The organism is Niveispirillum fermenti (assembly GCF_052474395.1).
Genome location: NZ_CP156679.1, coordinates 729,590 through 754,502, shown reverse-complemented (window position 1 = coordinate 754,502; position 24,913 = coordinate 729,590). Strand labels below are relative to the sequence as shown.

At 65.3% G+C, this 24,913-nt stretch carries 23 protein-coding genes; 18 read left to right on the top strand and 5 right to left on the bottom strand.

Annotated features, from left to right (window positions below):
* The first annotated feature begins 110 nt into the window (after positions 1–110).
* From ABC728_RS07635 to ABC728_RS07595, 9 genes are all read left to right on the top strand, one after another.
* Positions 111–2,327, top strand: coding sequence for a TonB-dependent receptor (locus ABC728_RS07635; protein ID WP_416617850.1), 2,217 nt, complete (start codon positions 111–113; stop codon positions 2,325–2,327).
* A gap of 45 nt (positions 2,328–2,372) precedes the next feature.
* Positions 2,373–2,993 (top strand): glutathione S-transferase family protein, encoded by a 621-nt coding sequence (locus tag ABC728_RS07630; protein WP_416617849.1) that lies wholly within the window; start codon positions 2,373–2,375, stop codon positions 2,991–2,993.
* Positions 2,990–3,823 (top strand): alpha/beta fold hydrolase, encoded by an 834-nt coding sequence (locus ABC728_RS07625; protein WP_416617848.1) that lies wholly within the window; start codon positions 2,990–2,992, stop codon positions 3,821–3,823. The genes ABC728_RS07630 and ABC728_RS07625 overlap by 4 nt, the downstream gene beginning before the upstream one ends.
* A gap of 33 nt (positions 3,824–3,856) precedes the next feature.
* Complete coding sequence (locus ABC728_RS07620) at positions 3,857–4,600, top strand: hypothetical protein (RefSeq protein ID WP_416617847.1); 744 nt, start codon at positions 3,857–3,859, stop codon at positions 4,598–4,600.
* Complete coding sequence (locus tag ABC728_RS07615) at positions 4,600–5,655, top strand: zinc-binding dehydrogenase (protein WP_416617846.1); 1,056 nt, start codon at positions 4,600–4,602, stop codon at positions 5,653–5,655. The genes ABC728_RS07620 and ABC728_RS07615 overlap by 1 nt, the downstream gene beginning before the upstream one ends.
* 108 nt (positions 5,656–5,763) lie before the next feature.
* Positions 5,764–6,645, top strand: a complete 882-nt coding sequence (locus tag ABC728_RS07610) for a hypothetical protein (RefSeq protein ID WP_416617845.1) — start codon at positions 5,764–5,766, stop codon at positions 6,643–6,645.
* Between the two features lie 40 nt (positions 6,646–6,685).
* Positions 6,686–7,510, top strand: coding sequence for an ABC transporter permease (locus ABC728_RS07605; RefSeq protein ID WP_416617844.1), 825 nt, complete (start codon positions 6,686–6,688; stop codon positions 7,508–7,510).
* Positions 7,511–7,639: 129 nt separating this feature from the next.
* Positions 7,640–8,884 carry an MFS transporter gene (locus tag ABC728_RS07600; RefSeq protein WP_416617843.1) on the top strand — a complete coding sequence of 415 codons (1,245 nt, stop codon included), beginning with the start codon at positions 7,640–7,642 and terminating at the stop codon, positions 8,882–8,884.
* Positions 8,881–9,189: a DUF1330 domain-containing protein gene (locus tag ABC728_RS07595; protein WP_416617842.1), complete on the top strand. Its 309-nt coding sequence runs from the start codon at positions 8,881–8,883 to the stop codon at positions 9,187–9,189. The genes ABC728_RS07600 and ABC728_RS07595 overlap by 4 nt, the downstream gene beginning before the upstream one ends.
* Before the next feature lie 22 nt (positions 9,190–9,211).
* Here the strand turns inward: ABC728_RS07595 and ABC728_RS07590 are convergent, their stop codons facing one another.
* Entirely contained in the window at positions 9,212–10,264 is a 1,053-nt protein-coding gene (locus ABC728_RS07590; protein ID WP_416617841.1) for a nitrilase-related carbon-nitrogen hydrolase, read from the bottom strand.
* Between the two features lie 115 nt (positions 10,265–10,379).
* Between ABC728_RS07590 and ABC728_RS07585 the strand changes: the two genes are divergently transcribed.
* The 5 genes from ABC728_RS07585 (at position 10,380) to ABC728_RS07565 (ending at position 16,126) form a co-directional block, all read left to right on the top strand.
* A complete protein-coding gene (locus ABC728_RS07585) occupies positions 10,380–11,792 on the top strand; it encodes an aldehyde dehydrogenase family protein (protein ID WP_445376336.1) in 1,413 nt (470 codons plus the stop codon).
* A 137-nt stretch (positions 11,793–11,929) separates the two neighbouring features.
* The gene (gene leuC, locus ABC728_RS07580; RefSeq protein ID WP_416617839.1) at positions 11,930–13,339 is read left to right on the top strand and encodes a 3-isopropylmalate dehydratase large subunit; all 1,410 of its coding nucleotides are present in this window, start codon (positions 11,930–11,932) and stop codon (positions 13,337–13,339) included.
* Between the two features lie 3 nt (positions 13,340–13,342).
* Entirely contained in the window at positions 13,343–13,951 is a 609-nt protein-coding gene (gene leuD / locus ABC728_RS07575) for a 3-isopropylmalate dehydratase small subunit (protein WP_029013476.1), read from the top strand.
* A 25-nt stretch (positions 13,952–13,976) separates the two neighbouring features.
* Entirely contained in the window at positions 13,977–15,185 is a 1,209-nt protein-coding gene (locus tag ABC728_RS07570) for a CaiB/BaiF CoA transferase family protein (protein WP_416617838.1), read from the top strand.
* 2 nt (positions 15,186–15,187) lie between these two features.
* Positions 15,188–16,126, top strand: coding sequence for a hydroxymethylglutaryl-CoA lyase (locus tag ABC728_RS07565; protein WP_416617837.1), 939 nt, complete (start codon positions 15,188–15,190; stop codon positions 16,124–16,126).
* Positions 16,127–16,171: 45 nt separating this feature from the next.
* Here the strand turns inward: ABC728_RS07565 and ABC728_RS07560 are convergent, their stop codons facing one another.
* The 3 genes from ABC728_RS07560 to ABC728_RS07550 are packed head-to-tail and all read right to left on the bottom strand — an operon-like array spanning position 16,172 to position 18,700.
* Positions 16,172–16,951, bottom strand: a complete 780-nt coding sequence (locus ABC728_RS07560; RefSeq protein WP_416617836.1) for a MetQ/NlpA family ABC transporter substrate-binding protein — start codon at positions 16,949–16,951, stop codon at positions 16,172–16,174.
* 11 nt (positions 16,952–16,962) lie between these two features.
* On the bottom strand, positions 16,963–17,628 hold the full coding sequence (locus ABC728_RS07555; protein WP_416617835.1) for a methionine ABC transporter permease: 666 nt from the start codon (positions 17,626–17,628) through the stop codon (positions 16,963–16,965).
* Positions 17,597–18,700, bottom strand: a complete 1,104-nt coding sequence (locus ABC728_RS07550; protein ID WP_445376335.1) for a methionine ABC transporter ATP-binding protein — start codon at positions 18,698–18,700, stop codon at positions 17,597–17,599. Before ABC728_RS07550 ends, ABC728_RS07555 begins: the two co-directional genes overlap by 32 nt.
* Before the next feature lie 405 nt (positions 18,701–19,105).
* On the opposite strand from ABC728_RS07550, the gene uxaC reads away from it, so the two are divergent.
* The 4 genes from uxaC (at position 19,106) to ABC728_RS07530 (ending at position 23,962) form a co-directional block, all read left to right on the top strand.
* A complete protein-coding gene (gene uxaC / locus ABC728_RS07545; protein ID WP_416617833.1) occupies positions 19,106–20,518 on the top strand; it encodes a glucuronate isomerase in 1,413 nt (470 codons plus the stop codon).
* A 77-nt stretch (positions 20,519–20,595) separates the two neighbouring features.
* On the top strand, positions 20,596–21,441 hold the full coding sequence (gene kduI / locus ABC728_RS07540; protein ID WP_416617832.1) for a 5-dehydro-4-deoxy-D-glucuronate isomerase: 846 nt from the start codon (positions 20,596–20,598) through the stop codon (positions 21,439–21,441).
* 32 nt (positions 21,442–21,473) lie between these two features.
* Positions 21,474–22,232, top strand: coding sequence for a 2-dehydro-3-deoxy-D-gluconate 5-dehydrogenase KduD (gene kduD, locus ABC728_RS07535; RefSeq protein WP_416617831.1), 759 nt, complete (start codon positions 21,474–21,476; stop codon positions 22,230–22,232).
* 269 nt (positions 22,233–22,501) lie between these two features.
* A complete protein-coding gene (locus tag ABC728_RS07530) occupies positions 22,502–23,962 on the top strand; it encodes a ribonuclease J (RefSeq protein WP_416617830.1) in 1,461 nt (486 codons plus the stop codon).
* Here ABC728_RS07530 and ABC728_RS07525 read toward each other — a convergent pair whose 3' ends face one another.
* Positions 23,963–24,862 (bottom strand): DMT family transporter, encoded by a 900-nt coding sequence (locus ABC728_RS07525; protein ID WP_416617829.1) that lies wholly within the window; start codon positions 24,860–24,862, stop codon positions 23,963–23,965.
* Between the last annotated feature and the right edge of the window lie 51 nt (positions 24,863–24,913).

The window sequence follows — 24,913 nt, the reverse complement described above, 5'->3', positions numbered from 1 at the left end:
GCTTGTAGAGGTATAAAAAGCATAATAATATACCTTTCAACAAAAGATCGCCGACGGCATAGACCGTCGCCGCAGACAGGCAGAACTTCAAAACAGGAAAGGTTTGGGAGATGTCGGAACGAACTTCCGCAACGGGACAATCCGCTAAGCGTGTGCGGGACATCGCGACCATGGTCGCGGCCAGCTTCCTGGCGGCGCCCCTGGCGGTTCCGGTGATGGCGCAGGCGCCGGCAACGGAGCCGGTGGTGCCCGTCGCAAGCTATGAGTTGGAAGAGATCACGGTGACCGCGCAGCGGTTCGCCTCCAGCCTCCAGACCACGCCCATCGCTGTTTCGGCCTTTTCCGCCGATATGCTGGACCAGCGCCAGGTGATGAATGTCTCCGACCTGAACAGCCAGATCCCCGGTGTGCTGATCCAGCCGGCGGCCGGTCTGTCCAACATTGCCCGCATCGTGCTGCGCGGCATCGGGCAGGAGAATGGCGGCGTTCTCTATGATCCGGCTGTCGGCATCTATGTGGACGATGTTTACCAGCCCCGGCCGCAGAACCAGTTCTTCGATTTCTTTGATGTGGAACGGATCGAGGTTCTGCGGGGCCCGCAGGGCACGCTATATGGCCGCAACACCTCTGGCGGTGCGCTGAAGATCGTGACGCGCAAGCCCAGCTTCGACCTGACCTATGGCGGCGACGTGGCGCTGGGCAGCTACAACACCACGGAATTCCGCGGCTATGTCAGCGGCGGCCTGGTGGATGACAGGCTGGCGGCGTCGCTCAGCACCGTGGTCCGCAAGCGCGACGGTGTGATGGACGCGCCGGCCATCGGCGACCACAAGATCAATGACCGCAACTCGGTCGGTGTGCGGGGCAAGCTGCTGTTCACCCCGAACGAGGATGTGGAACTGGAACTGGCGGGTTCCTATGTGCGTGACCACAGCGACCTGCAGGTCGGTACGTCTGTATCGGTCCTGCCGGGCGTGACCAATCCCAACGCTGTGCCGGGCCGCGACCTGCGCACCACGGAATTGTCGGGATATCGCGCGCAGAAGACCAACAGCTACAACGCCAGTGCCAATCTTTCCGTCATCCTGAGCGACGCGCTCAGCCTGCGGTCGACGACGGCCTATGGCTATATGGACAATCTGACCGGCGTGCCCTTCGTGGAACTGCCGGCCGGTGTGATCGGCATCAGCTACAATTTCACCGACAAGTTCTTTTCCGAGGAACTGACGCTCAATTATGAGAGCGACCGGTTCAGCATGCTGGGCGGCGTCTTCTATTTTTACGAGAAGGGCGAGCAGGAAGATACCGCTCCCTACACCACGCCGGCCTTCAAGGATCGCACCACGGATGCCTATGCGGCGTTCGGCCAGGGCACCTTCAAGATCACCGACAGCGTGAGTGTGACCGGCGGCCTGCGATACACCGCCGAGAAGGCCAAGTTCACGCAGTTCTATCCCACCTTCGCGGCCTTTGTGCCCGAACCGCAGTCCGACAGCCGTACCTTCAAGAAGCTGACCCCCAAGGTCAGCCTGGATTGGGCAGCCAATCGCGACATCTTCTTCTACGCCTCCTTTACCGAAGGCTTCAAGAGCGGCGGCTTCAACTCCATCTCCCCCGGCACGATCATCGGCGGGGGAGAGCGCGGCCGACCCTCGCCATACGGCGCGGAAACGGTGAAGAGCTATGAGGTTGGGGGCAAGTTCAGCACGCCCGATCGCCGGTTCCGCCTGAACGCGGCCCTGTTCCAGGCTGATTACAAGGGCTTGCATCTCCCCGTGTTCTTCCCCGGCACGGTGGTCAGCACGACCAACAATGCCGCCGGCGCGCGGGTGCGCGGTATCGAACTGGAGCCGGTCTGGCAGGTGACGCCGGCGCTGCAGCTCTATGCCTCGGCCGCCATCCTGGACGGGGACTACACGTCATCCTTCCTCTGCTCGCTGGGCAACACCGCCATCGTGGATTGCCGCGACAAGGACCTGAAGGGCGTGATCCCTTTCAAGTCCAATGCCGGCTTCGTCTACACGATCGACGGGGTGAGGGATGGTGCCCTGTCCCTGTCGGGTAGCTGGGAACATTCGGAGAAGTTCTACAACAACGTTTCCAACACGATCCCGCTGACGGCGACCCCCGCCTACGACCTGTTCAACGCGACCATTTCCTGGACCAACCGGGACGAAGACCTGACCGTGTCGCTGGAAGGACGGAACATCACGAAGGAAACCTTCGCCTTCTCCACCCTGCAGATTTCCAACGCCACGTCGCCGGCCCTGACGGCCTATGCGAACGAGCCGCGTACCTTCCTGGTCCGCGTCCGCTTCGGGCTTTGACGGCATGCCGCCGGCCGCCTGCGGTTCCGGCGATGGGGAGACGGAATGATCACGCTTTTCGGCAAGTTCGCCCCCCGCACGCATCGGAACTACTGGCTGCTGGCGGAACTGGATGTGCCCCATCAGGTGGAGCCGGTCGATTATTCGACCGGCGATACCCGGAGGCCCGATTATCTGAAGATCAATCCGGCCGGCAAGATCCCGGCCCTGCGGGACGGGGAGTTCACGCTGACGGAATCCTATGCCATCAACCTCTACCTGGCCTGGCGGTATGGCCCCGGCCTCTGGCCGCAGGATGATCCCGCCGCAGTCGCCCGTATCCTGCAATGGACCTTGTGGGCGGCCACCGAGTTCGAGCCGCCGGCCATGGTCCGCACCATCCAGTACATGTATCGGCCACCCGAAGGCCGCGACCATGCACAACTGGCCGAACTGGCCGCCCGGAACGAAACCCTGTGCGGGCATCTGGAAAAGGCGCTGGCGGATGGTCCCTATCTTGCGGGCCCGACCTTCACGGTGGGGGACCTGAATGTCGCGGCGGCGGCGGACCTGCTGGCGCGCAGTGCGTTCGATCTGACGCGCTGGCCTGCCATTGCATCCTGGCTGGATTGCTGCCGCCAGCGCCCCGCCTACCAGCAATTCGCCGAACGGGAGTGGGTGAGATGACCGGCACGCAGATCCCTGTGATCAGGGGCTATGTCGATTTTGAACAGGGGCAGATGCATTACCTGTCGGCCGGCCGCGGCGTGCCCCTGCTGCTGCTGCATGCCACATCGGACGCGGCCAGCATGTGGGAACCCATCCTGCCGCGGCTGGCGGCCTTGGGATATCACGCGGTGGCGCTGGACATGCCCGGCTGCGGCCAGTCCGACCTGCCCGCACACCAGCCGGACGGCCCCGCCTATGGCCGCTATCTGGCCCAGGCGGTGCAGGGGCTGGGATTCCAGCGCTTTCATGTGCTGGGCCATCACCTGGGCGCCTCGCTGGGCGCGCAGATGGTGAGGCAGATGGGCGAGCGCGTGTTGAGCTTTTCGGCCTATGGCTGGCCCAACGTGGACAATCGCGCCTATGGCGAGGTGCTGCGCGGCGCCAGGCCCCGCAGCTTCGACCGGGCGGGAGAGGTGGTGAAAGGCCATTGGGTCCGACGCTGGGAGATGAGCGGACGGGAAATGGCCGATCCGTCCCGCAACTGCTTCACCGAGGCCATGGCGGTTCGCACCATGATCGCCCTGCTGCAATGCCGGCATTGGGAGTGGCTTTACCAGGCCATGGGCCATACCGACCATCGCGCGCTGGCGGCGGGGGTCACCTGCCCGACGCTGCTGTTCGCCGGCCCGCGCGATCACAATTACGTGGAGACGAAGGAGGCGGTGGCCGACTTCCCCGATGCCCGCTTCGTCCATATGGACGATGTCGGCGTCGATGCCGCGGACGAGGAGCCGGACGCCTTCTGCGCCGTGCTGCACCAGTTCATCCGCGATCATGCGCGGCGCTGACCAGACCCAACCATTCGGTAACGGGAGGAAAGATTGGATCACACGACCATTCGCGGACGCATCGACTATCTGTCGCGGCGCCCTGGCATGGAAGGCAAGCGGCGCGGCGGCGAAACTTTCCTGATCACCAAGCATGGAGATGGGCGGCGCACGCTGCGCGCCACCTGCATCATCGACGAGAATTCGCCGCGCGTGCTGCGTGACAGCATCACGAACCTGGCCCCGGACTGGACCCCCATGGGCGGGTTTGTCCAGATTTCGGTTGATGACGCCTTCGTCGGATCGACCTGGTTCGATTTCCGCGACGGCATGGCCCGTGCTCACGGCTATAATGTCCGGGAAGGTCATTTCTCACAGGAAATAAGGCTGGCGGAGCGGCCCTGCTTCTTCGGCACGCACCCGATCCAGGCCGATGCGCTGACCACCCGCTGCTTCGACCTTTCCCAGGGGCCGGGCCGGCAGGTCATCCCCTATTTCCTGATGTGCTCCACCCATCATCGCGGTGCCGATGGGCCGAAGCTGGTGACGGCACGGGAATTGAATCTGACCTTCATCGGGGAAGAGGAACTGACCGTGAAGGCCGGCACCTTCCAGGCGCTGCATTTCCTGGTCGGCGCCAACACGGATGACGAGTACATGGGCACCGACCGACACCCGCCCTACCATGTCTGGGTCACGGCCGACGGGGACCATATCTTCCTGAAGGGTCATGTCACCGGCTACATGCAGACCTATTACGAACTGGCGGTGCTGGAACGTGGGGAAGGGGACATCTGATGGACCTGCCCACCTTCAACCGGCAATGGCGCGTGGCCCGGCGGCCGCTGGATGGCGAACCGGTCGGCGACCATAATTTCGACCTGGTTTCCAGCCCGATGCCGGTTCCGGAGGAGGGGGAGATCCTGGTTCAGGTCATCCTTCTGGGCACGTCGCCGGCGCAGCGCAGCTACATCACGGGCGGCGTCGGCATGCATAGCAAGCTTGGCATCGGTGATCCGATGCGCGGGCGCGGGCTGGGCATCGTGCGGCATTCCCGCCATCCGGCCTACCGGGAAGGGGAGATCGTCATCGGCTCCCTGGGCTGGCAGGACTATGCCCTGCTGCGCCCCGACGGCACCACAGGCACGATCTTCGACATCTACAAGGTCGATAATCCGGTCTGGCCCCTGCGCCTGCATCTGGGCACGCTGGGGGCGGCCGGCATGACCGCCTATTTCGGCCTGACCAAGGTGGGGCAGGTGCAGCCCGGTGATACCGTTCTGGTGTCGGCGGCGGCGGGTGGTGTCGGTTCCGCTGCGGTGCAGATCGCCCGCGCCTTGGGCGGCCGGGTCATCGGCATCGCCGGCAGCGACGATAAATGTGCCTGGTTGCGCGACACGCTGAAGGCTGATGCCAGCATCAATTACCGCAGCGCGGACCTGGCCGGGCGGCTGCGGGAACTGGCCCCCGACGGCATCAATGTCTATTTCGACAATGTCGGCGGCACCATCCTGAACACGGTGCTGGACCATCTGGCACTGCGGGCGCGGGTGATCATCTGCGGACTGATCGCCACGGATTACGCGCCGGGCGAGCGTTACGGCCCGCCCAACTACACAAGGCTTCTGCGCTACCGGTCCCGCATGGAGGGTTTCTTCGTGCAGGACCACGCTGCGGAATTTCCCGTGGCGGAACGGCAGTTGCGTGCCTGGTACGACCAGGGCGTGCTGCTGCCGATCGAAGACCCGAGCCAGGGGCTGGAAACCATGCCCGCCGCGCTCGGCAGCCTGTTTGCCGGTGGCAATCGCGGGGTTCGCCTGTGCCAGGTGGCCCCCGATCCGTCACCCGGCTGAATGTGCCAGCCTTCGGGGTCTTCCGGCTTCCCTCACGGGTGGCCGGAAGACCCTGCTTTTTCATTTGTCACTTTCTTGCCAGACCAGCCATCAGGGGGAAACACGGCCATGGGTATCATCAGAAGCGCCACTGTGACCGTCGCCGATCCGGAGCGTGCGGCAGCCCTTTACCAGGAATGGTTCGGCTACCGCCGGATCGAGGCCGGGATCATCGACCGCGCCCTGGCCGAAAGCTGGGGCGCACCCGCCATGGCGGGACGGGAACAGGTGCTGCTGGGGCCCGCATCGGGGGTGGAGATATTCCTGCGGCTGGTGCGGGGGACCTCGCCGGCCGAAACGGTGCCCATGCGCTCTCTTGGCTGGTCGGCCATGGAAATCGGGGTGGAGGACGTGTTCGCGACGGGCGCTGTCATGGATGCCTCTCCCTTCGATGTGATCGGGCCGCCCAAGCCCATGGAAAGCCTACCCACCATCCATCCGATGCAGGTCCGGGCACCCGACGGGGAGATCAGCTTCCTGACGGAGATCAAGTCCAAGGTGCCGGGCAACGGTCTGCCGCGCCCGGCTGCCCCCATCGATCATATCTTCATCATGGTGATGGGCTGTTCGGAATCCGACGAAACATACGCCTGGTTTGAGCGGCAACTGGCCGTGGAACCGCGCATGACCATGGAAATCGGCTATCGCCTGATCAACGAGGCCTTTGGCCTGCCGTTGTCCAACAAGATCAGGCTGCGCACGGCCAAGGCCCGTGGCCTGGTCTGCCTGGAGTTCGACACGCTTCCGGCCGGGGCCGTGCCGCGCCCGCAGGTGGCGGGTGAACTGCCGGCGGGTATCGCCATGGTCAGTCTGCTGCGCGCGGATCTGGATGGCGTGCCCGGCCCCTGGATCACGCCGCCGTCCGTGCGGTCCGGTGCGCATTATGCCGGCCGTCGTGCCGGCACCTTGCGTACCCCCGACGGGGTGCTGGTGGAGGTTGTGGAAGGCTGACGGATGGCCATGCCGGTAGAATGGACGGAGAGGGCAACGGATGACACCGACGCGCGTAAGTGACCTGGCTTTCGGCCAGCTTGCCGGGCGGCGAAGCCGCCGGCTGGCCGTCACGTCCCTGTACCGCAAGGAAGTGCAGCGCTTCATGAAGGTTCAGGCCCAGACCATCTGGGCGCCGGCCTTCATGAATATCGTTCTGCTTGCCGTGTTCGCCATCGTCAACCCGCAGGGCAGGGCGGCAGTACTGGGGGTGGATTACCTGTTCTTCCTGGCCCCGGGCCTGATTGCGGCGGGCATGATCCAGAACAGTTTCGCCAACAGCTCGTCCTCCATCATGTCCGGCAAGACCAATGGCGGCATCGTGGACATGCTGATGGCGCCCCTGTCACCCGCTGACATCATCGCGGGGCATGTCGGGGCGGCCATGACACGCGGCTGGCTGGTCGGGCTGGCGACATGGCTTGTCATGGTGCTGTGGATGGGGTCGGAAGCACTGCTGCCGCGAGAACCGTTGCTGTTGCTGTTGTTCGGTACGCTGGCCATGGGTCTTCTGGGCCTGTTGGGGCTTCTGACCGGCATCTGGGCGGAAAAGTTCGAACATATGTCGGCGGTGACCAGTTTCGTCATCCAGCCCTTGTCGCTGCTGTCGGGCACCTTCTATGCGCTGGATACGCTGCCGGAACCCTGGATCACGATCGCATACTGGAACCCTTTCCATATGATGATCGGCGGCATTCGCGCCGGCTTCATAGGCACTGCCGATTTCAGCCTTCTGACGGGGGCGGCCGTTCTGTTGCTGGCCAACCTGGTGTTGGGAACAGTCACCTGGCTGCTGCTGCGCCGCGGGTGGCGGTTGAAGGCGTAGGATGAGCGCCCGCCGGGCCGTTGACCATACAGTGGACAAAGGGGGAGCGCCTCACCCCTTTCCCATTGCCGCTTGCCTTCTCTGTCCGCAATAATGATCGATCAATATACCAATTAAGCCGGGGCGCAGATGTCGGTCGATCGGTCGGAATTCAGGGAAGGCTGGCGGGTCGTCCTGGCCTCGGCATTGGGTATCGGCACGGGCCTGTCGCCCATCCCGATCTATACGCTGGGCGTCTTCGTGGGGCCGCTGTCCCAGGAATTCGGCTGGGGCGTGGACCAGATCATGGTTTCCATGATGTTCATGACCCTGGGCGCCCTGGTGGCCGGTCCGGTGGCTGGCCTGCTGGCCGACCGGTTCGGGGTGCGGCTGGTCGCCCTGTCGTCGGTTGCCCTGTTCGGGCTGACGCTGGCGGGTTTCGCGCTGTCCAACGGTTCGCTCGTGATGTTCTATGCGAACTGGATATTGATGGCGGCGCTGGGTGCCGGCACGCTGCCCATCACCTGGACCCGCGCCGTCAACAACTGGTTCAACGCCAACCGTGGTCTGGCGCTGGGGCTGGCCCTGCTGGGCACGGGCCTGTTCGGTGCCGCCGCCAAGCTCTATGCCAATTTCCTGATCGGGGAGTTCGGCTGGCGCGTGGCCTATGTCGGGTTGGCGCTGCTGCCGCTGCTGATCGCATTGCCCGTCGGCCTGCTGTTCTTCCACGACACCACGGATGTCAAGGCCAAGGGGGCGCCCGTCAAGCGCGCGGAAGGGGGCCTTAGCCTGCGCCAGGCCATTGGCGGCTACCGTTTCTGGGTGCTGGGCCTGGCCTTTGTGCCCATTTCCTTCGCGGTCGGCGGCCCCATCCCCAACCTGGAGAAGATCCTGGGCACCAAGGGCATGGATGTGCAGCAGGCCGTGCAGATCGCCAGCCTGATGGGGCCGGCCGTCATTGCCGGGCGCATCCTGGGCGGCTGGCTGATCGACCGGTTCTGGGCGCCGGGCGTGGCCTTTGTGCTGTTGGCCATGCCGGCCCTGGCCTGCTGGCTGCTGACGCATGGAGAGGTCAGCACCATGGCGGCGGCCTTCTCCGTGATCCTGATCGGATTCGCGGCCGGTGTGGAATATGACATCATGGCCTTCCTGGTCAGCCGCTATTACGGCATGAAGGCCTATGGTGCCATTTACGGCATGATGTACGGCTTCTTCGCGCTGGGGGCCGGGTTCGGCCCCTGGGCCTTCGGCCGTATCTTTGTGCAGACCGGCAGTTACGACATCGGCCTGATCTATGGCGGCGTGGGGTTCGTGTTCGGCGCCGCCCTGCTGCTGACCCTTGGCCGTTATCCCAGCGCGGAAAGCCTGCGCGCCGCCGATGCGGAGACAAAATGATGCCTGCCTATATGATCATCACCGCCCATATCCATGACCGGGAAGGGTTCGTGGCCGTCTATGCCAAGGCCGCCGCCGAACTGGTGGCCCGTCATGGCGGCGAATATGTTCTGCGCGGCAAGGGGCCAGCCGTGGCGCTGGAGGGCGATGCCCATGATGGTGCCGTCACCCTGGTCAGCCGCTGGCCCGACATGGCGTCCCTGCGCCGGTTCTGGGACAGCCCCGACTATGCCGTGCTGAAGCAGGCGCGCCAGGGGCTGGCCACTGTGCGCGTGCTGGCCGTGGAGGGGGACTGGGTGGGCTGATCACGCTGCCCACCCGCCAATCTCAGATGATCCCCGCCTTGTCCAGTGCATCGATGACCCGCGCTTGCCGCTCGCGGTAGAAGGCGGGGCCGGCCGGTGGGATCACCTGTCCGTCCGGCCCGATCATGCCGTTGCGCAATTGCGCCTGGGCGCCGGCATAGGCTTGCGCGAACAGGGGAAGGGGCAGGCGGGCCGGCATGTTCCCCATGCCGGGACGCCGCCGCCAGGCACGCAGGGCGCCCAGGTCGATGGTGGCGTTGGCGGTCATGCTTTCACCATATCCGGTTTCGGCCAGCACCTGCCCGCGGAAATCGATGATCTTGGAACCGGCATCGGTGGAGGCGGCGGGGATGGCGATATCCGCAATGCCTGCCGAGTTGGCCGACACCACATAGGCAAGGTTCTCGATGGCGCGGGCCTGCTTGGCCACGTTCTTCGGCGTGGGCAGGGGGCTTGCCACCTCGGAGGATGAATGCACGAAAATCTCAGCGCCGCGCAGGGCATGCGCCCGGGCGATCTCCGGATACAGGATCTCTTCCGACGCGATGGCCGACAGCCGCCCGATCTCCGTATCCGCCACAGGGAAGACGGCGTCGATGCCATAGACATCGATATACCGGTCCCAGACATCGTAGGGGCTGGGCGCGAACATGGAGATCAGACGGCGATAGCGCAGGATGACGCGGCCATCGGGCGCCACCACGAAACTGGCCTGGAAATAGAGACCGGGAAAATGCGGATCGCGCTCATAGGCGTTGCCGGCGATGAAGCTGTCTGCCGCCCGCGCCAACTCCCCCAATGCCGCATATTCCGGCCCGTCCAGGTCCAGCGCCGCCTTGTCCGCCCATTCGGCCGGGCTTTCCCCCATGGGAAAGCCCGTCAGGAAATATTCCGGCAGCACCACCAGCCGCACATCGGGACCGATGAACCGCTTCGACGCGATCACCTGTGCCCGGATGCGCGCGATGCTGGCCAGCATCCGTGTCCGGGCCGTCGCCTTGTCGGGGCAATTGTTCACGGCCTGACAGGTCACCTGCAGGGCAAGGGCCATGTAGGCGGCAGGGGTGGATGTCATCGGCATCTCCTTGGTCGGCATGGCCCCGACTGCATGGCCGGGCATTGCGCGATATGTCTATCGTGGCGTAATTTCCAATGATATAACTTTATATCAATAGAGCAGGAGGGGCGCCATGGAAATTCCGGTCCGCAATCCCCGCACGGGGAAGGTCGATGATCATATCGATGGCGCCGATACGGCAACCGTGATGGCCGTTGCCGCGCACCTGCGCGCGGGCCAGCTGCAATGGCGCGCGCTGGGGCTGGAAGGGCGCGCCGCGGCCCTGGCCCGCTTCGCCACGGCCCTGGGTGATCATGGACAGGCCATTGTCGCGGCGCTGGCGACCGATACCGGCCGGCAGCGCATTGCGCGCATGGAACTGGACGGTGTGCGGGGCGCCATCGGGGGCTGGATCGCCGCCACGCCCGGCCTGTTGCCCGAAGGCTGGGTGCAGGGCCGCGCCAATCCTGCCATCCGGCATGCGCCCAACTGGGTGCCCTATGATCTGGTCGGGGTGATCAGTCCCTGGAATTTTCCCCTGACCCTGTCGCTGATCGACGCCATTCCGGCGTTGCTGGCCGGCAGTGCGGTGCTGATCAAGCCGTCGGAAGTGACGCCGCGCTTTGCCCGCCCGCTGGCCGATGCCGTGGCCGCTGCCGGGCTGGGCGATGTGCTGGCCCTGGTGCTGGGCGGCGGGGGCACGGGGCAGGCGCTGGTCGATGCCGTGGATTGCGTCTGCTTCACCGGGTCCGTCAGCACGGGCCGCAAGGTGGCGATGCAGGCGGCCGGCCGCCTGATCCCCAGCTTCCTGGAACTGGGGGGCAAGGACCCGCTGATCGTGCTGGCGGACGCGGACCTGGACGCCGCCGTCACGGCGGCCCTGCGGGGATCGGTGCTGGCCACGGGTCAGGCCTGCCAGTCGATCGAACGCATCTATGTCGCCCGGCCGCTCTATGCCGATTTCCTGAGTTGGCTGGTGGAACAGGCGGAAGCGGTGCGCCTGAACGTACCCGGCAGTGCCAAGGGGGAACTGGGGCCCATCATTTTTGCCCGTCAGGCGGAGATACTGGAGCATCAGATCCGTGATGCCGTCGATCAGGGCGCGCGCGTGCTGAGCGGCGGGGTAGTGGAAGATCATGGCGGGCTGTGGTTGCGGCCCACCATCCTTGTCGATGTCACGCACGACATGGCCGTGATGCGGGAGGAAACCTTCGGCCCGCTGCTGCCCGTCATGCCGTTCGACAGTGAAGAGGAGGCCATCACCCTGGCCAATGATGGCCAATATGGCCTGTCGGCTGCGGTTTTCGCGGGCGACCTGGACCGGGCGGCGGCGTTGGCCCGCCGTCTGGTGGCCGGTGCCGTCAGCCTGAACGATGCCGCCCTGACCGCGCTTTTCCATGAGGCTCCCAAGCAGAGCTTTCGGGAGAGCGGCCTGGGGCCGTCGCGCATGGGCCTTGATGGCTATACCCGCTTCTTCCGTCGTCAGGCCCTGATTGCCCAGACGGGCCGCCCGCTGCCGCTGTCGGCCTTCGCGGAAGAGACTTGAAGAACGTGACAAATCATGGTTGTTGTATTAATGACCTAACAATAGATCATTATATGCTTTAAGGTCATTATAAAGTCGCAAGGGGATCATCCCACGGCGGGATCGATCCGCCGGTTGGCAGTTCAAGGGGAACGGGTATGGGGCAATCGCTGATCGAGAAATTGTGGGACCGCCACTGTGTCGCCGATCTGGGCGACGGGACGGACCTGCTTTATATCGATCGTGTGCTGCTGCACGAGCGCACGGGGTCGATGGCCCTGAAGGGCCTGAAGGAGCAGGGGCGGCCCGTGCGCCATCCCGACCGGGCATTCGTCTGCATGGACCATATTGTCGATACGTTCCCTGGTAGGGGGGACGAGACGACAATGCCCGGTGGCATCGCCTTCATCCGGGAAACGCGGGAGGCGGCGACGGAAGCCGGCATCCGCATCTTCGATATTGGCGATAATCGCCAGGGCATTGTGCATGTCGTGTCACCGGAACAGGGCATCGCCCTGCCGGGTGCCACGCTGGTCTGCCCGGATAGCCATACCTGCACCCAGGGCGGGCTGGGCGCGCTGGCCTGGGGAATTGGCTCTACCGAGGCGGCGCACGCGCTGGCGACACAGACACTGGTGGTCAAACGGCCCCGCACCATGCGGGTATGGTTTGAGGGGGCCTTGCCGGCGGGCGTCGGCGCGAAGGACATGATCCTGCACCTGATCGCTTCCCATGGGGCCGGTGGTGGTTCCGGCTATGCCATTGAATTTGCCGGTCCGGCGGTGGAAGCCCTGTCGGTGGAAGCGCGCATGACCCTGTGCAACATGGCGGTGGAATTCGCCGCCTGGACCGGGCTGGTGGCGCCGGATGCCAAGACCATCGACTGGGTGAAGGGCCGGCCCTTCGCACCTGCGGGCGATTTGTGGGAACAGGCGGCGGCCGACTGGCAGAGCCTGACCAGTGACGCGGATGCCGTTTTCGACAAGGAAATCCGGGTCGATTGCGCTGATATCGCGCCCACCGTCACCTGGGGCACCAGCCCGCAACATGCCGTGCCGGTGACGGGCCAGGTGCCGGACCCGGCAGGCATCGCCGATCCCGTGGCCGCCCAGGCCCAGCGCCGGGCGCTGGAATATATGGGCCTTGCCCCCGGTGACAGTCTGATCGGCCTGCCCATCGACGGCGCCTTTATCGGAAGCTGCACCAACAGCCGCCTGTCCGACCTGCGCGCCGCCGCCGCGATCCTGAAGGGGCGCAAGGTGGCCAAGGGCGTGCGCGCCATTTGCGTTCCCGGCTCCATGCAGGTGAAGGCGGCGGCGGAGGCCGAGGGCCTGCACCTTCTGTTCCAGGAAGCCGGCTTTGAATGGCGGGAAAGCGGCTGTTCCATGTGCTTCTTTGCTGGTGGGGAGCATTTCGGCAAGGGCGAACGGGTGGTGACATCCACCAACCGCAATTTCGAAAACCGGCAGGGGCCGGGGACCCGGTCGCATCTGGCCAGCCCCGTGACGGTGGCGGCATCCGCCATTGCCGGCCATATCGCCGATCCGCGTCGCCTGGGGGAGGCTTGAGCCATGGAAAAATTCACCCGACTGACCGGCGTTGCCGCCCCCCTGTTCCGCGCCAATATCGACACCGACGCCATTATTCCCTCGCGGGAGATGAAGCGCGTGTCGAAGGAAGGGCTGGGGGAGGGCATGTTCGCCGACTGGCGCTACAGCGATGTGGCCGCCCGTGTGGAAAATCCGGATTTCGTGCTGAACCGCCAGCCCTACCGCAAGGCCCCCATCCTGATGGGCGGGCCCAATTTCGGCTGCGGCTCCTCGCGTGAACATGCGGTCTGGGCCCTGCAGGATTATGGCGTGCGCTGCGTCATCGCCCCCAGTTTCGGCGCCATTTTCCAGGGTAATTGTGTACGCAACGGCATCCTGCCGCTGGTCCTGCCGGAACCGTCGATCGTCGCATTGGTGGAACAAGCAGACCCGCAGATCCTGACCATTGATCTGGCGGCGCAGACCGTGCGCACGCCGGACGGGACGGAACTGCCCTTCACCATCCCGCCGGCCGACAAGGAAATGCTGCTGGAAGGGCTGGACGCCATCGGCGTCACCCTGAAGCGCCTGCCCACCATCCAGTCATTCGAAGGCGCCTATCGCGCGCGCCATCCGTGGCTTTTTTTCTGAACCATCCGATTGCCGAGGTTGCGCCATGTCGCAGAATGATAATGCCGCCCCCCTGCCGCTGGCCGGGCTGAAAGTCATTGAATTCACCCATATGGTGATGGGCCCCACGGTCGGCATGGTGCTGGGTGACCTGGGCGCCGATGTCATCAAGGTGGAACCGATCGGCGGCGACAATACCCGCCGCCTGCTGGGATCGGGTGCCGGCTATTTCCCCATGTATGGCCGCAACAAGCGCAGCCTGTCGATTGACCTGAAATCACCGGAAGGCAAAGCCATCGCCCTGGAACTGATCGACAAGGCAGATGTCCTGATCGAGAATTTCCGCCCCGGCGCCATGGAGGCCCTGGGCTTTGGCGAGGAAGCGCTGAAGGCGCGTAATCCCGGCCTGGTTTATTGCTCGGCCAAGGGTTTCCTGTCCGGCCCCTACGAACATCGCGCAGCCTTGGACGAGGTGGCGCAGATGATGGGCGGGCTTGCCTATATGACCGGCCCGCCGGGCCGCCCCTTGCGTGCCGGCGCCTCGGTGATCGACGTGATCGGCGGGCTGTTCGGTGTGATCGGCGTGCTGGCAGCCCTGATCCAGCGCGGCACGCTGGGCCGTGGCCAGACAGTCAAGTCGGCTTTGTTCGAGAATTGCGTGTTCCTGGTCGGTCAGCATATGGCGCAATATGTGGTGACGGGCACGGCGGCCCGCCCCATGCCGGTGCGCATCTCCGCCTGGGCCATCTATGACCAGTTCCAGACCAAGGACGAGCAGACGGTCTTTGCCGGTGTCGTCACCGATGGTCAGTGGGTCGGCTTCTGCAAGGCGTTCGGCCTGGATGATTTCGCCGCTGACGAGACACTGGCCAAGAATAATGGCCGTGTACAGGCGCGCGACCGCATCATCCCGCGCGTGCAGGAACTGTTCAAGACCTTTACCAAGGAAGAGCTGCTGGCCCGGTTGGAGGAGATCGGACTGCCGTTCGCCCCCATCAACCGGCCGGAAGATCTGTTCGAAGACCCGCATCTGGCGGCATCCGGCGGCCTGCTGGATATGCACCTGCCGGGCGATGACCGCCCGATCCGCCTGCCGGCCCTGCCGGTGGAACTGGATGGCCAGCGCCCGGCCCTGGTGCGTGATCTGGCCAAGCCGGGTGAACATTCAACCGAAGTCCTGGCCGAACTGGGCTATGGCAGCGACCGGATCGCCGATCTGACGGCGCGGGGCATCATCGTGCAGGCGGAGGGTTGATCATGGCGGGCACATTCATCGAGATTTCCGAGGTCGGTCCCCGCGACGGGCTGCAGAGCATCAGCCCGATCATGCCGACGGCAGCCAAGAAGGCCTGGATCGCGGCGGAAGCGGCGGCAGGGGTGCGGGAGATCGAGGTTGGCTCCTTCGTGCCGGCCAAGATCCTGCCGCAGCTTGCCGACACGGCGGAGATCGTGGCCTATGCCCGGACCATCCCCGGCCTGACCGTGGCGGTGCTGGTGCCCAACCTGCGCGGCGCGGAAGCCGCCGTGGCGGCCGGTGCCCATAAGATCACCATCCCGCTGTCGGTGTCGGAAACCCACAGCCTGCGCAATGTGCGGCGCACGCACGCGCAGATGCTGGAGGAGACGGCGGCCATCGCGGCACTGATCAAGGCGCAGCCGCCGGAAAACCGCCCGAAATTCGAAGGCGGCCTGTCGACTGCTTTCGGCTGCACCCTGGAAGGGGTGGTGCCGGAGGCCAAGGTGCTGGAAATCGCCGAGGCGCTGATGAAGGCCGGCTGTGACGAGGTCGGCCTGTCCGACACCACTGGCTACGCCAACCCGGCGCAATTGAAGCGCATGATCCGCGCGGTGCGTGGCGTGGTGGGCGATCATGCCTGTTCCGGCGTGCATCTGCACAATACGCGCGGCCTGGGCCTGGCCAATGCGCTGGCCGCCCTGGATGAAGGGATCACGACGCTGGACGCCTCCCTGGGCGGTATCGGTGGCTGCCCGTTCGCGCCGGGCGCGTCGGGCAATATCGTGACGGAAGATCTGGCCTTCATGCTGGCCGCCATGGGCTATGACACCGGGATCGACCTGGAAAAGCTGCTGGCGGTGCGCGATGTGGTGAAGCAGGCCTTGCCGGATACGGAAATGTACGGCTTCACCCCCGATGCCGGTCTGCCCAAAGGCTTCTGCGGCGCCTGGGGCGTGTGATCCCGGTCCAGGGGAAAGGCAAGGGCCTTTCCCCTGGACGTCACCTTACCAGGCCGGCACCAGCGCCCCCTTGAAGGTTTCCTCAATATAGGCCTTCACGGGCTCGGAATGGTAGGCGGCGACCAGTTTCTTCACCCAGGGCTTGTCCTTGTCGGCTTCCCGCACGGCGATGATGTTGGCATAGGGGCCGTTGGCGGGTTCGCGTGCGATGGCATCGCGGATCGGGTCCAGCCCGGCTTCCAGCGCGTAATTGCCATTGATGGCGGCGGCATCCACATCACCCAGGCTGCGCGGCAATTGTGCGGCGTCCAGTTCGATGATGTCCAGCCGCCGCGGATTGTCGGTGATGTCCAGCACGGTTGCCTTTAATCCAACCTTGGGATCAAGACCGATCAGCCCTTCGCGGGCCAGCAGCAGCAGGGCGCGGCCGCCATTGGTCGGGTCGTTGGGAATGGCGATCCGGGCCCGGCGGGGCAGCATGTCCAATGATTTGACCTTGCTGGAGAACAGGCCGAGCGGAAAGGTCACGGTCTGGCCGACGGCCACCAGCTTGTAACGCCGGTCGGCGATCTGGTTGTCCAGATAGGGCTGGTGCTGGAAGCTGTTGGCCTCCAGGTCGCCACTGTCCAGGGCGGCATTCGGCACGACATAGTCGCTGAATTCCAGGATGCGGATGTCCAGGCCGTCAGCCCTGGCCTGTTCCTTCACCTTTTCCATGATCTGGGCATGCGGACCGGCGGAAACGCCGACGCGGATGGTTTCCGCCCCGGCACCGGGGGACAGGATCAACGCGGCGGCCAGGGCCAGCAGGGCGGGAATGCGCATGGGAAAGGTCCTCAATTGCCGGGGTTGCGCTTGTCCAGGCGGCGGGCCAGCGCCTCGCCGCCCGATTGCAGGGCTTGTACAAGGATGATCAGGATCAGCACGACGGCCAGCATCATTTCCGGCATGAAGCGCTGATAGCCATAACGGATGCCAAGATCGCCCAGGCCGCCACCCCCCACGGCCCCGACCATGGCCGAATAGCCGACCAGGTTGACGGCGGCCAGGGTCAGGCCGCGCACGATGCCGGCCCGTGCCTCGGGCAGCAGGATCTTGGTGACCATCTGGCCCGGCCGCGCGCCCATGGCGCGGGCGGCATCCAGCAATCCATGATCGACATCGCGCACGGCGGCTTCCACGACGCGCGCGATGAAGGGAATGGCGGCCAGGGTCAGGGGCACGGTGGCCGCTGCCGTCCCGATGGATGTTCCGGTCAGCGCCCGGGTCAGCGGCACGATGGCCACCACCAGAATGATGAAGGGGGTGGAACGCGCGGCATTCACGACCAGCCCCAAGAGGCGTTGCAGGGCAGGGCGGGGCATCAGGTCGCCGGGACCGGACAGGGCCAGGAACAGGCCCAGCGGAACCCCGGCAAGCGTGGCCAGACTGCCGGCCACGGCCACCATGACCAATGTCTGCACGGTGGCGTCAGACAGCAGTGACAGCATCTGTGGCGACATGGCCCAGAACCTCGATCTCCGCCCCTTGGGCGCGCAATTGATGGATGGCGTCATTGATGCCGCCGGCTGGTCCCGTCAGTGCCGCGACCAGGCCGGCGAAGGGCTGGTCGCCCAGGGACTGCACGCGCCCGGCCACCAGCCGCACCCCGATCCCCATCCGCCCCAGATCGGACAGGAGGGGGGAGGCGGCAAGCCCGCCCACGGCATGCAGGCGTATCAGCACGGCCCCGTCCTGCACCGGCGCGGATGACAGGCGTGTGGCCAGTGCCGGCGGCAAAGCCGTTCCCGTCTCCCCCAACAGGAAGCGGCGCGTGGTGGGATGGCGCGGGTGGGCGAAAACGGTGGCCACCGGCCCCTGTTCGATGATGCGGCCGGCTTCCAGCACCACGACCTGATCGGCCACTTCGCGGACCACGCCCATCTCATGCGTGATCAGCAGGACGGTCAGGCCCAGTTCGCGGTTGATGCGCCGGATCAGCGCCAGGATCTGCCGCGTCGTCTCCGGGTCCAGGGCCGATGTCGCCTCATCGCACAGCAGCAGGCGTGGGCTGGGCGCCAGCGCGCGGGCAATGCCGACGCGCTGCTTCTGCCCGCCCGACAGGGCCGCCGGGTACTGGCCCGCCTTTTCCGTCAGCCCGACCAGAGCCAGCAGTTCGGCCACGCGCGGGCCGATACGGTCCCGGTTCCAGCCGGCCAGTTCCAGCGACAGGGCAACATTGCCCGCCACCGTCCGGTTGGCCAGCAGGTTGAAATGCTGGAAAATCATGCCGATGGATTGCCGCACACGGCGTAATGCCGGCTCGTCCAGCATGGTCAGGTCCGTCCCGTCCACCACGACGCGGCCGGCATCCGGCCGTTCCAGCATGTTGACGGCGCGCAACAGGCTGCTTTTGCCCGCCCCGCTGGGGCCGACGATGGCCGTGATGCCGCCATGGGGGATATCTAGGTCGATCCCATCCAGCGCGGCGACCGGCGTACCGTCCTTGCTTTGAAAAATCTTGGCGATGCCCGACAACCGCACCATCGATGCGGGTGGGGCGCCCGTTGCCTGCTGCGTCAATATCCGATCCATTGTCCTGACATGCCGGACGGCCATTCCGGGTGGCTTCTGTCCGATCCTGCCCCGATTGCTGCTTTGCGCAAAGGGTGAAACGACGGCCCGGCACGCACAACCGGATAATTCACGTTCCTGCCATGTGTTGTTGGAAAAATAACACATGATGTTCGTTGATAGTTTGCTGGTGCGACTGGCACGGGCTTTCATGGCCGCAGCGCCGGGCATGCTGCTCCACAGCGGTAACCGTGTGTCATTGGTATCGGTATCCTATGATCCGTTGCCTGGCCTGTGCTTTCGGCAGGCTACCAAACAATCCTGTTGAAATTCGATATGACACCGGTTACCACAATGGAGTGCCGCAGATAGTGCCGGGGTGGTGCTCACCCTCGCCAACGGTTCGTGTCCAAGGTAGTCCGGAACATGCCCAAACCCCTGGCCCTTCATGATGATCGCCTGTTTCCCGCCGATCCCGGCACGCGCGCCATCGCGCGGCGGCTTTATGGCCTGATCCGGGATCTGCCGATCATCAGCCCGCACGGCCATACGGACCCGGCCTGGTTCTCGGGCAACGCCCATTTCGGCAACCCCACGCAGCTTCTTCTGGCGCCTGACCACTATCTCTACCGCATGCTCTACAGCCAGGGCATCGCCATGGGGGATATCGGGGTGGGGGACCGGTCCGGCCCGTCCAAGGCCGATCCGCGGGCCGCATGGCGTCTGTTCGCCGGCAACTTCCACCTGTTCCGCGCCACGCCGTCCTGGCTGTGGCTGAACCATGTGTTCGTGCATGTCTTCGGTATGGAAGTGGCCCTTTCTGCCGACACGGCCGATCTTTACTACGATACGATCGATGCCGCGCTTAAGACCGACGCTTTCCGGCCCCGCGCCCTGTTCGACCGGTTCAACATCGAACTGCTGGCCACCACGGAATCGCCGACGGACACGCTGGACCATCATCACGCCATACGTGCCAGCGGCTGGCCCGGCCGGGTTGTCACCGCTTACCGTCCCGACCCCGTCGTCGATCCCGAGCATGAGGATTTCCAGTCCGCGCTCCACCTCTTCGCCGAGGTGACGGGGGAGGATGTGCATGACTGGAAGGGCTATCTGAACGCCCATCGCAAGCGCCGGCGCGATTTCATGGCCGTCGGCGCCACCAGCACCGACCATGGCCACATTACGGCCAACACGGCCGATCTCTCTCAAGCTGACGCGGAAAAGCTGTTCCGCAAGGTGCTGAAAGGGGATTTCACCCCTACCGAGGCAGAGGTTTTCCGGGGCCAGTTGCTGACCGAGATGGCGGGGATGAGCATCGAGGACGGACTGGTCATGCAAATCCATCCCGGTGCCTTCCGCAATCACAACGGCCAGGTCTTCGACAGGTTCGGCCGCGACAAGGGCGGCGATGTGCCGTCGCGCACCGATTACATCCGGGCGCTGAAGCCGCTGCTGGACCGGTATGGCAATGATCCGCGCCTGTCGATCATCCTGTTCACCCTGGATGAAACGACCTATGCGCGTGAACTGGCGCCGCTGGCCGGCCATTATCCGGTGCTGAAGCTCGGCCCCTCCTGGTGGTTCCATGACAGTCCGGAAGGCATGATGCGCTTTCGTGAGCAGGTGACGGAGACCGCCGGATTCTACAATACCGTCGGGTTCAACGACGACACGCGCGCGTTCCTGTCCATTCCGGCCCGCCATGACGTCGCGCGCCGTGTCGACAGCGCCTTCCTGGCCCGGATGGTGGCCGAACACCGCCTGCACGAGGACGATGCGGCAGAAGTCGCCGTCGACCTCGCCTATAATCTGCCCAAGCGCGCCTACAAGCTTTGACCCATCGCTGAGGGGGGAAGGCCTGCCGCCTGGCGGGTCCCTCACAGTTAATGACGAATATAGCGGGAGGAAGCCCCATGTTTGCCAAGACCTATCACGCCACCCATCCCGTGATGATGCAGGGCGCCAGCAACGATGATCTGCGCGACCGCTACCTGATGACGGGCCTGTTCGTGGCCGACAAGGTGGTGCTGAATTACAGCCACAATGAGCGTTTCATCGTCGGCGGCGCCACGCCCGTGTCCGGCACGCTGGACCTGCCGCGCCAGACGGAACCGGCATCGGCAGCCGGCCACCCGTTCCTGTCCCGGCGCGAACTGGGCATCGTGAATATCGGTGGGGCGGGCAGCGTCACGGTCGACGGCACCGTGCATGAACTGGGCAACAAGGACGGGCTTTATGTTGGCATGGGGGCGGCCGATCTGTCCTTCGACTCAGCCGATGCCGGCAATCCAGCCCGGTTCTATCTGGTATCCACACCGGCCCATGCCAGCTTTCCCACCAGGAAGATCGGTATCAAGGATGCGGTCGCGCTGGATCGCGGCGCGCTGGAGACCAGCAACGAGCGCACGATCTATCAGTATATCGTGCCGGCAACCTGTCAGTCGGCGCAATTGCTGCTGGGTTTGACCATGCTGAAGCCGGGTTCCGTCTGGAACACCATGCCGCCGCACCTGCATGATCGCCGGTCGGAGGTCTACCTTTATTGCGACCTTCCCGGTGACAACCGCGTGTTCCACTTCATGGGCGAGCCGGAGGCTGCCCGCCACATCGTGGTTGGCGACGGGGAAGCCGTAATGTCGCCGCCCTGGTCCATCCATATGGGCAGCGGCACCGCCAACTACTCCTTCATCTGGGCCATGGGCGGCGAGAATCTCGATTATACCGACATGAACGTCATCGATATCTGCCAGTTGCGTTGAAGAGTACGGCTGCCAGCGGGAGAACTCCAGTCATGACCCATCCCTTCGACCTTTCCGGCAAGGTGGCTGTTGTCACCGGTGCCAATACCGGCATCGGCCAGGGAATCGCACTGGCACTGGCCGGGGCGGGCGCCGCCATCGTGGCCGTCGGCCGGTCGACGCCCGGCGATACCCAGGCTGCCGTGGAGGGGGTCGGTGGTCGCTTCGCGTTCGTGCCCGCCGATCTGGGAACGGGCGCGCCGATCGCCGATATCGTGAACAAGGTGGCCGCCGCCTTCGGGCGCATCGACATTCTGGTCAATAATGCCGGCACGATCCGCCGCGCCGATGCGCTGGATTTTTCCGAACAGGATTGGGACGATGTGCTGGACGTCAACCTGAAGACGCCCTTCTTCCTGTCCCAGGCCGTGGCGAGGCATTTCATCGCGCAAGGGTCTGGCGGCAAGATCATCAATATCGCTTCCATGCTGTCCTTCCAGGGCGGCATCCGCGTCGTCTCCTACACCGCGTCGAAAAGCGGGATCGCCGGTGTCACCAAGCTTCTGGCAAATGAATGGGCGGCCAGGGGGATCAATGTGAACGCCATCGCCCCCGGCTATTTCGCCACCAACAATACCGAGGCGCTGCGCGCCGATGAGAACCGCAACCGCGACATCCTGGCCCGTATCCCCGCCGGCCGCTGGGGGACACCGTCGGATCTGGGTGGGGCGGCCGTGTTCCTGGCTTCCGCGGCAGCCGACTATATCCACGGCGTCACCCTTCCCGTGGATGGCGGCTGGCTGGCCCGTTAAAGCCGGACTGTCCTCTTTCCCCCTCAACCTCCCGGCATCGCGCAGATGCGCATGCCACCTGCTCCCCCGCCCTTCATCCAGGGCGGGGGTTCTTTTTGGTGGTTGCGAGCGCAACACCCGCCATAAGGCGATGCCTGCCCCGCGTTGGCACCCTTTGACTTTCATGTTGCAATGCAGAATCATACCTGCACATGAGAGAAGAAATTTCTGGCGCTTTGGACGAAAGCGCCGCCGCTTCCCCCCGCATCGGGGCCCCCGCGGCGACAGACTTGGCGGATGCCACGGTCATCCCCTTTCACCGCTATACTGAATTTGATCGCCGCTGGCCCGTGCCGGGGCAGGGCGAGGTGCTGGTCGTGCCCCTGGGCGGCTTGGGCCGCATCGGCATGAACTGGACGCTTTACGGCCATGACGGCGCCTGGCTGCTGGTCGATGCCGGCATCGCCTTCCCCGATCAGGGGGTTGTGGGGGTGGATTGCATCATTCCCGACCCGGCCTTCCTGGCACCCATCCGCGACCGCCTGCTGGGTCTGGTTGTCACCCATGGCCATGAAGACCATATCGGCGCCATCGACCGGCTCTGGCCGCAGGGGATCGATTGCCCCATCTGGGCGACGCCCTTCGCGCTGGGCCTGATCACCCGCCGCCTGGACGAGGCGGGCGTGCTGGAGAAGGTGGCATTGCATGCCTATCCGGTGGGCGGGGCGTTCGATGTGGGGCCATTCCACATCCGATCCATCCGCATGACGCATTCCATCCCGGAACCGGTGGCACTGGCCATCGATACCGGGGCGGGCACCGTGCTGCATACCGGCGACTGGAAATTCGATACGGACCCGCGCATCGGCCAACCCACTGATCTCGACGCGCTGCGCCGGCTGGGGGATGACGGCGTGCTGGCCATGCTGTGCGACAGCACCAATGCCCACAAGGACCTGCCCGCCACGTCCGAAGCACAGGTACGACGCGCTTTCGACCGGCTGTTCGCCAGCCGCAAGGGTCAGGTCGCCATCTGCTGCTTCGCCACGAATGTGGCGCGCGTGTCGTCGGCGGTTGAAGCGGCTGTGGCCGCGGGCCGTCATGTGGCGTTGGCCGGCCGTTCCATGCGCAATTGCGACGAGACGGCCCGCGCGCTGGGCATGCTGGACCATGTGCCCGTGCCGCTGGCCGAACCGGCCCACCTGAAGGGGCTGGACCGGACACAGGTCGCCCTGGTCTGCACCGGCGGGCAGGGGGAGGAAAAGGCGGCCCTGGCCAAGCTGGCCCGAGGCGAGCGGCGCTTCCCGCCGTTCGGGGCCGGTGACACCGTGGTCCTGTCCGCGCGGATCATTCCCGGCAACGAGGAGGCGGTGGAAAAGGTCGTCTCCAAGCTGCGGGCCCGTGGGGTGGAAGTGCTGATGGGCACCGACCTGCTGGGCGGGGAACCGTTGCATGTTTCCGGCCACCCCGGCGCCAACGAGCTGCGGGCGCTTTACGAGTTGGTCCGTCCGCGCATCGCGCTGCCTGTGCATGGCACCGATATGCATCTGGCCGCCCATGCCCGCCTGGCCCGTGCCGCCGGCTGTGAGGCCGCCATCGTGGCGGAGGAAGCGGAAGTGATCCGCCTGTCACCGCAGGGATCAAGGGTCCTGGGCCGCGTGAACGCTCCGCTGCTGGCGCTGGAAAGTTCTCCCGATGGCGACCGCGTCTCCTACGATCCCGGCCGGGTGCTGGTGGCGGGACAGGTGTGATCACCGCCCCCTGATATTGACCAGCGCCACGCCGGCCAGGGCCAGCGCCCCCCCGGCCAGCGTTGTCCAGACCGGCACCTCTCCGGTCAACGGGATGGCGACGGTGGAAGCGACGACGGGCACCAGATAGAGGAAGTTGGATGCGCGGGCCGCCCCGAAATGGCCCAGCACCAGCATCCAGGCGGCATAGCCGATGACGGCGGGGAAAACTGCCAGGAAGACCAGCGCCCATTGTACCGGTGCCGGCGCCGCCGCCGCTTGGGCAATTCCCTGCGGCAGCCAGGGCAGCAGCCACAAGCCGCCCGTCAGCAAGGTCAGCGCCGAACAGGTCAGCGGTCCATAGCGACCCACCAGAGGACGCTGCAATACGAAGTAGCAGGCCGTCGCCATGGCGGCCGCCACCAGCAGGCTGGTCCCGGCGCCCAGCCGCATTCCCCCCGGCTGGCCGGATGCGATCAGCCCGACGCCGGCCATGCTGAGCACCATGCCGGCCCATGCCCAGGCGCGGAACCGTTCCTTCAGGAACAGGGTGGCCATGATCACGGTCAGCACGGGTGCAATGTTCACGATGAAGCTGGCAGCACCGGCTGCCACCGTCTGCTGTCCGGTATTGAGCAGCAGATTGTACAGCGAAATGCCGATGCCACCGCACAGGCCGGCCCGCACAAGATCCAGACCGCGCGGCAGGGCGGGCCGCGTCCAGGCCAGATAGGCCAGGGCCATCAACCCGGCCATGGCGAACCGTGCCGCGGCCAGCGGCAGCGGGTCCATGCTGTCCAGTGCCAGCCGGATGGCGGGAAAGGCGGAGCCCCAGCTGGTGACGGTGACCAGCATCGCCGCGACGGCGACCATCGTGGCGCGGTTCCGGGAAGGGGAAAGCGGCGGGCTGGCGGCGGTCATGAAGGGTCCTGTATCGGTTTCGCAGCCGGTCCATCCGTCTGGTCGCCCCCA

Excerpts from the sequence above, each read along its gene's own strand:
- ABC728_RS07635 (WP_416617850.1), top strand. The coding sequence starts at position 111 with ATGTCGGAACGAACTTCCGCAACGGGACAATCCGCTAAGCGTGTGCGG.
- ABC728_RS07630 (WP_416617849.1), top strand. The coding sequence starts at position 2,373 with ATGATCACGCTTTTCGGCAAGTTCGCCCCCCGCACGCATCGGAACTAC.
- ABC728_RS07625 (WP_416617848.1), top strand. The coding sequence starts at position 2,990 with ATGACCGGCACGCAGATCCCTGTGATCAGGGGCTATGTCGATTTTGAA.
- ABC728_RS07615 (WP_416617846.1), top strand. The coding sequence starts at position 4,600 with ATGGACCTGCCCACCTTCAACCGGCAATGGCGCGTGGCCCGGCGGCCG.
- ABC728_RS07610 (WP_416617845.1), top strand. The coding sequence starts at position 5,764 with ATGGGTATCATCAGAAGCGCCACTGTGACCGTCGCCGATCCGGAGCGT.
- ABC728_RS07605 (WP_416617844.1), top strand. The coding sequence starts at position 6,686 with ATGACACCGACGCGCGTAAGTGACCTGGCTTTCGGCCAGCTTGCCGGG.
- ABC728_RS07600 (WP_416617843.1), top strand. The coding sequence starts at position 7,640 with ATGTCGGTCGATCGGTCGGAATTCAGGGAAGGCTGGCGGGTCGTCCTG.
- ABC728_RS07595 (WP_416617842.1), top strand. The coding sequence starts at position 8,881 with ATGATGCCTGCCTATATGATCATCACCGCCCATATCCATGACCGGGAA.
- ABC728_RS07590 (WP_416617841.1), bottom strand. The coding sequence starts at position 10,264 with ATGACATCCACCCCTGCCGCCTACATGGCCCTTGCCCTGCAGGTGACC.
- ABC728_RS07585 (WP_445376336.1), top strand. The coding sequence starts at position 10,380 with ATGGAAATTCCGGTCCGCAATCCCCGCACGGGGAAGGTCGATGATCAT.
- leuC (WP_416617839.1), top strand. The coding sequence starts at position 11,930 with ATGGGGCAATCGCTGATCGAGAAATTGTGGGACCGCCACTGTGTCGCC.
- leuD (WP_029013476.1), top strand. The coding sequence starts at position 13,343 with ATGGAAAAATTCACCCGACTGACCGGCGTTGCCGCCCCCCTGTTCCGC.
- ABC728_RS07570 (WP_416617838.1), top strand. The coding sequence starts at position 13,977 with ATGTCGCAGAATGATAATGCCGCCCCCCTGCCGCTGGCCGGGCTGAAA.
- ABC728_RS07565 (WP_416617837.1), top strand. The coding sequence starts at position 15,188 with ATGGCGGGCACATTCATCGAGATTTCCGAGGTCGGTCCCCGCGACGGG.
- ABC728_RS07560 (WP_416617836.1), bottom strand. The coding sequence starts at position 16,951 with ATGCGCATTCCCGCCCTGCTGGCCCTGGCCGCCGCGTTGATCCTGTCC.
- ABC728_RS07555 (WP_416617835.1), bottom strand. The coding sequence starts at position 17,628 with ATGTCGCCACAGATGCTGTCACTGCTGTCTGACGCCACCGTGCAGACA.
- ABC728_RS07550 (WP_445376335.1), bottom strand. The coding sequence starts at position 18,700 with ATGGATCGGATATTGACGCAGCAGGCAACGGGCGCCCCACCCGCATCG.
- uxaC (WP_416617833.1), top strand. The coding sequence starts at position 19,106 with ATGCCCAAACCCCTGGCCCTTCATGATGATCGCCTGTTTCCCGCCGAT.
- kduI (WP_416617832.1), top strand. The coding sequence starts at position 20,596 with ATGTTTGCCAAGACCTATCACGCCACCCATCCCGTGATGATGCAGGGC.
- kduD (WP_416617831.1), top strand. The coding sequence starts at position 21,474 with ATGACCCATCCCTTCGACCTTTCCGGCAAGGTGGCTGTTGTCACCGGT.
- ABC728_RS07525 (WP_416617829.1), bottom strand. The coding sequence starts at position 24,862 with ATGACCGCCGCCAGCCCGCCGCTTTCCCCTTCCCGGAACCGCGCCACG.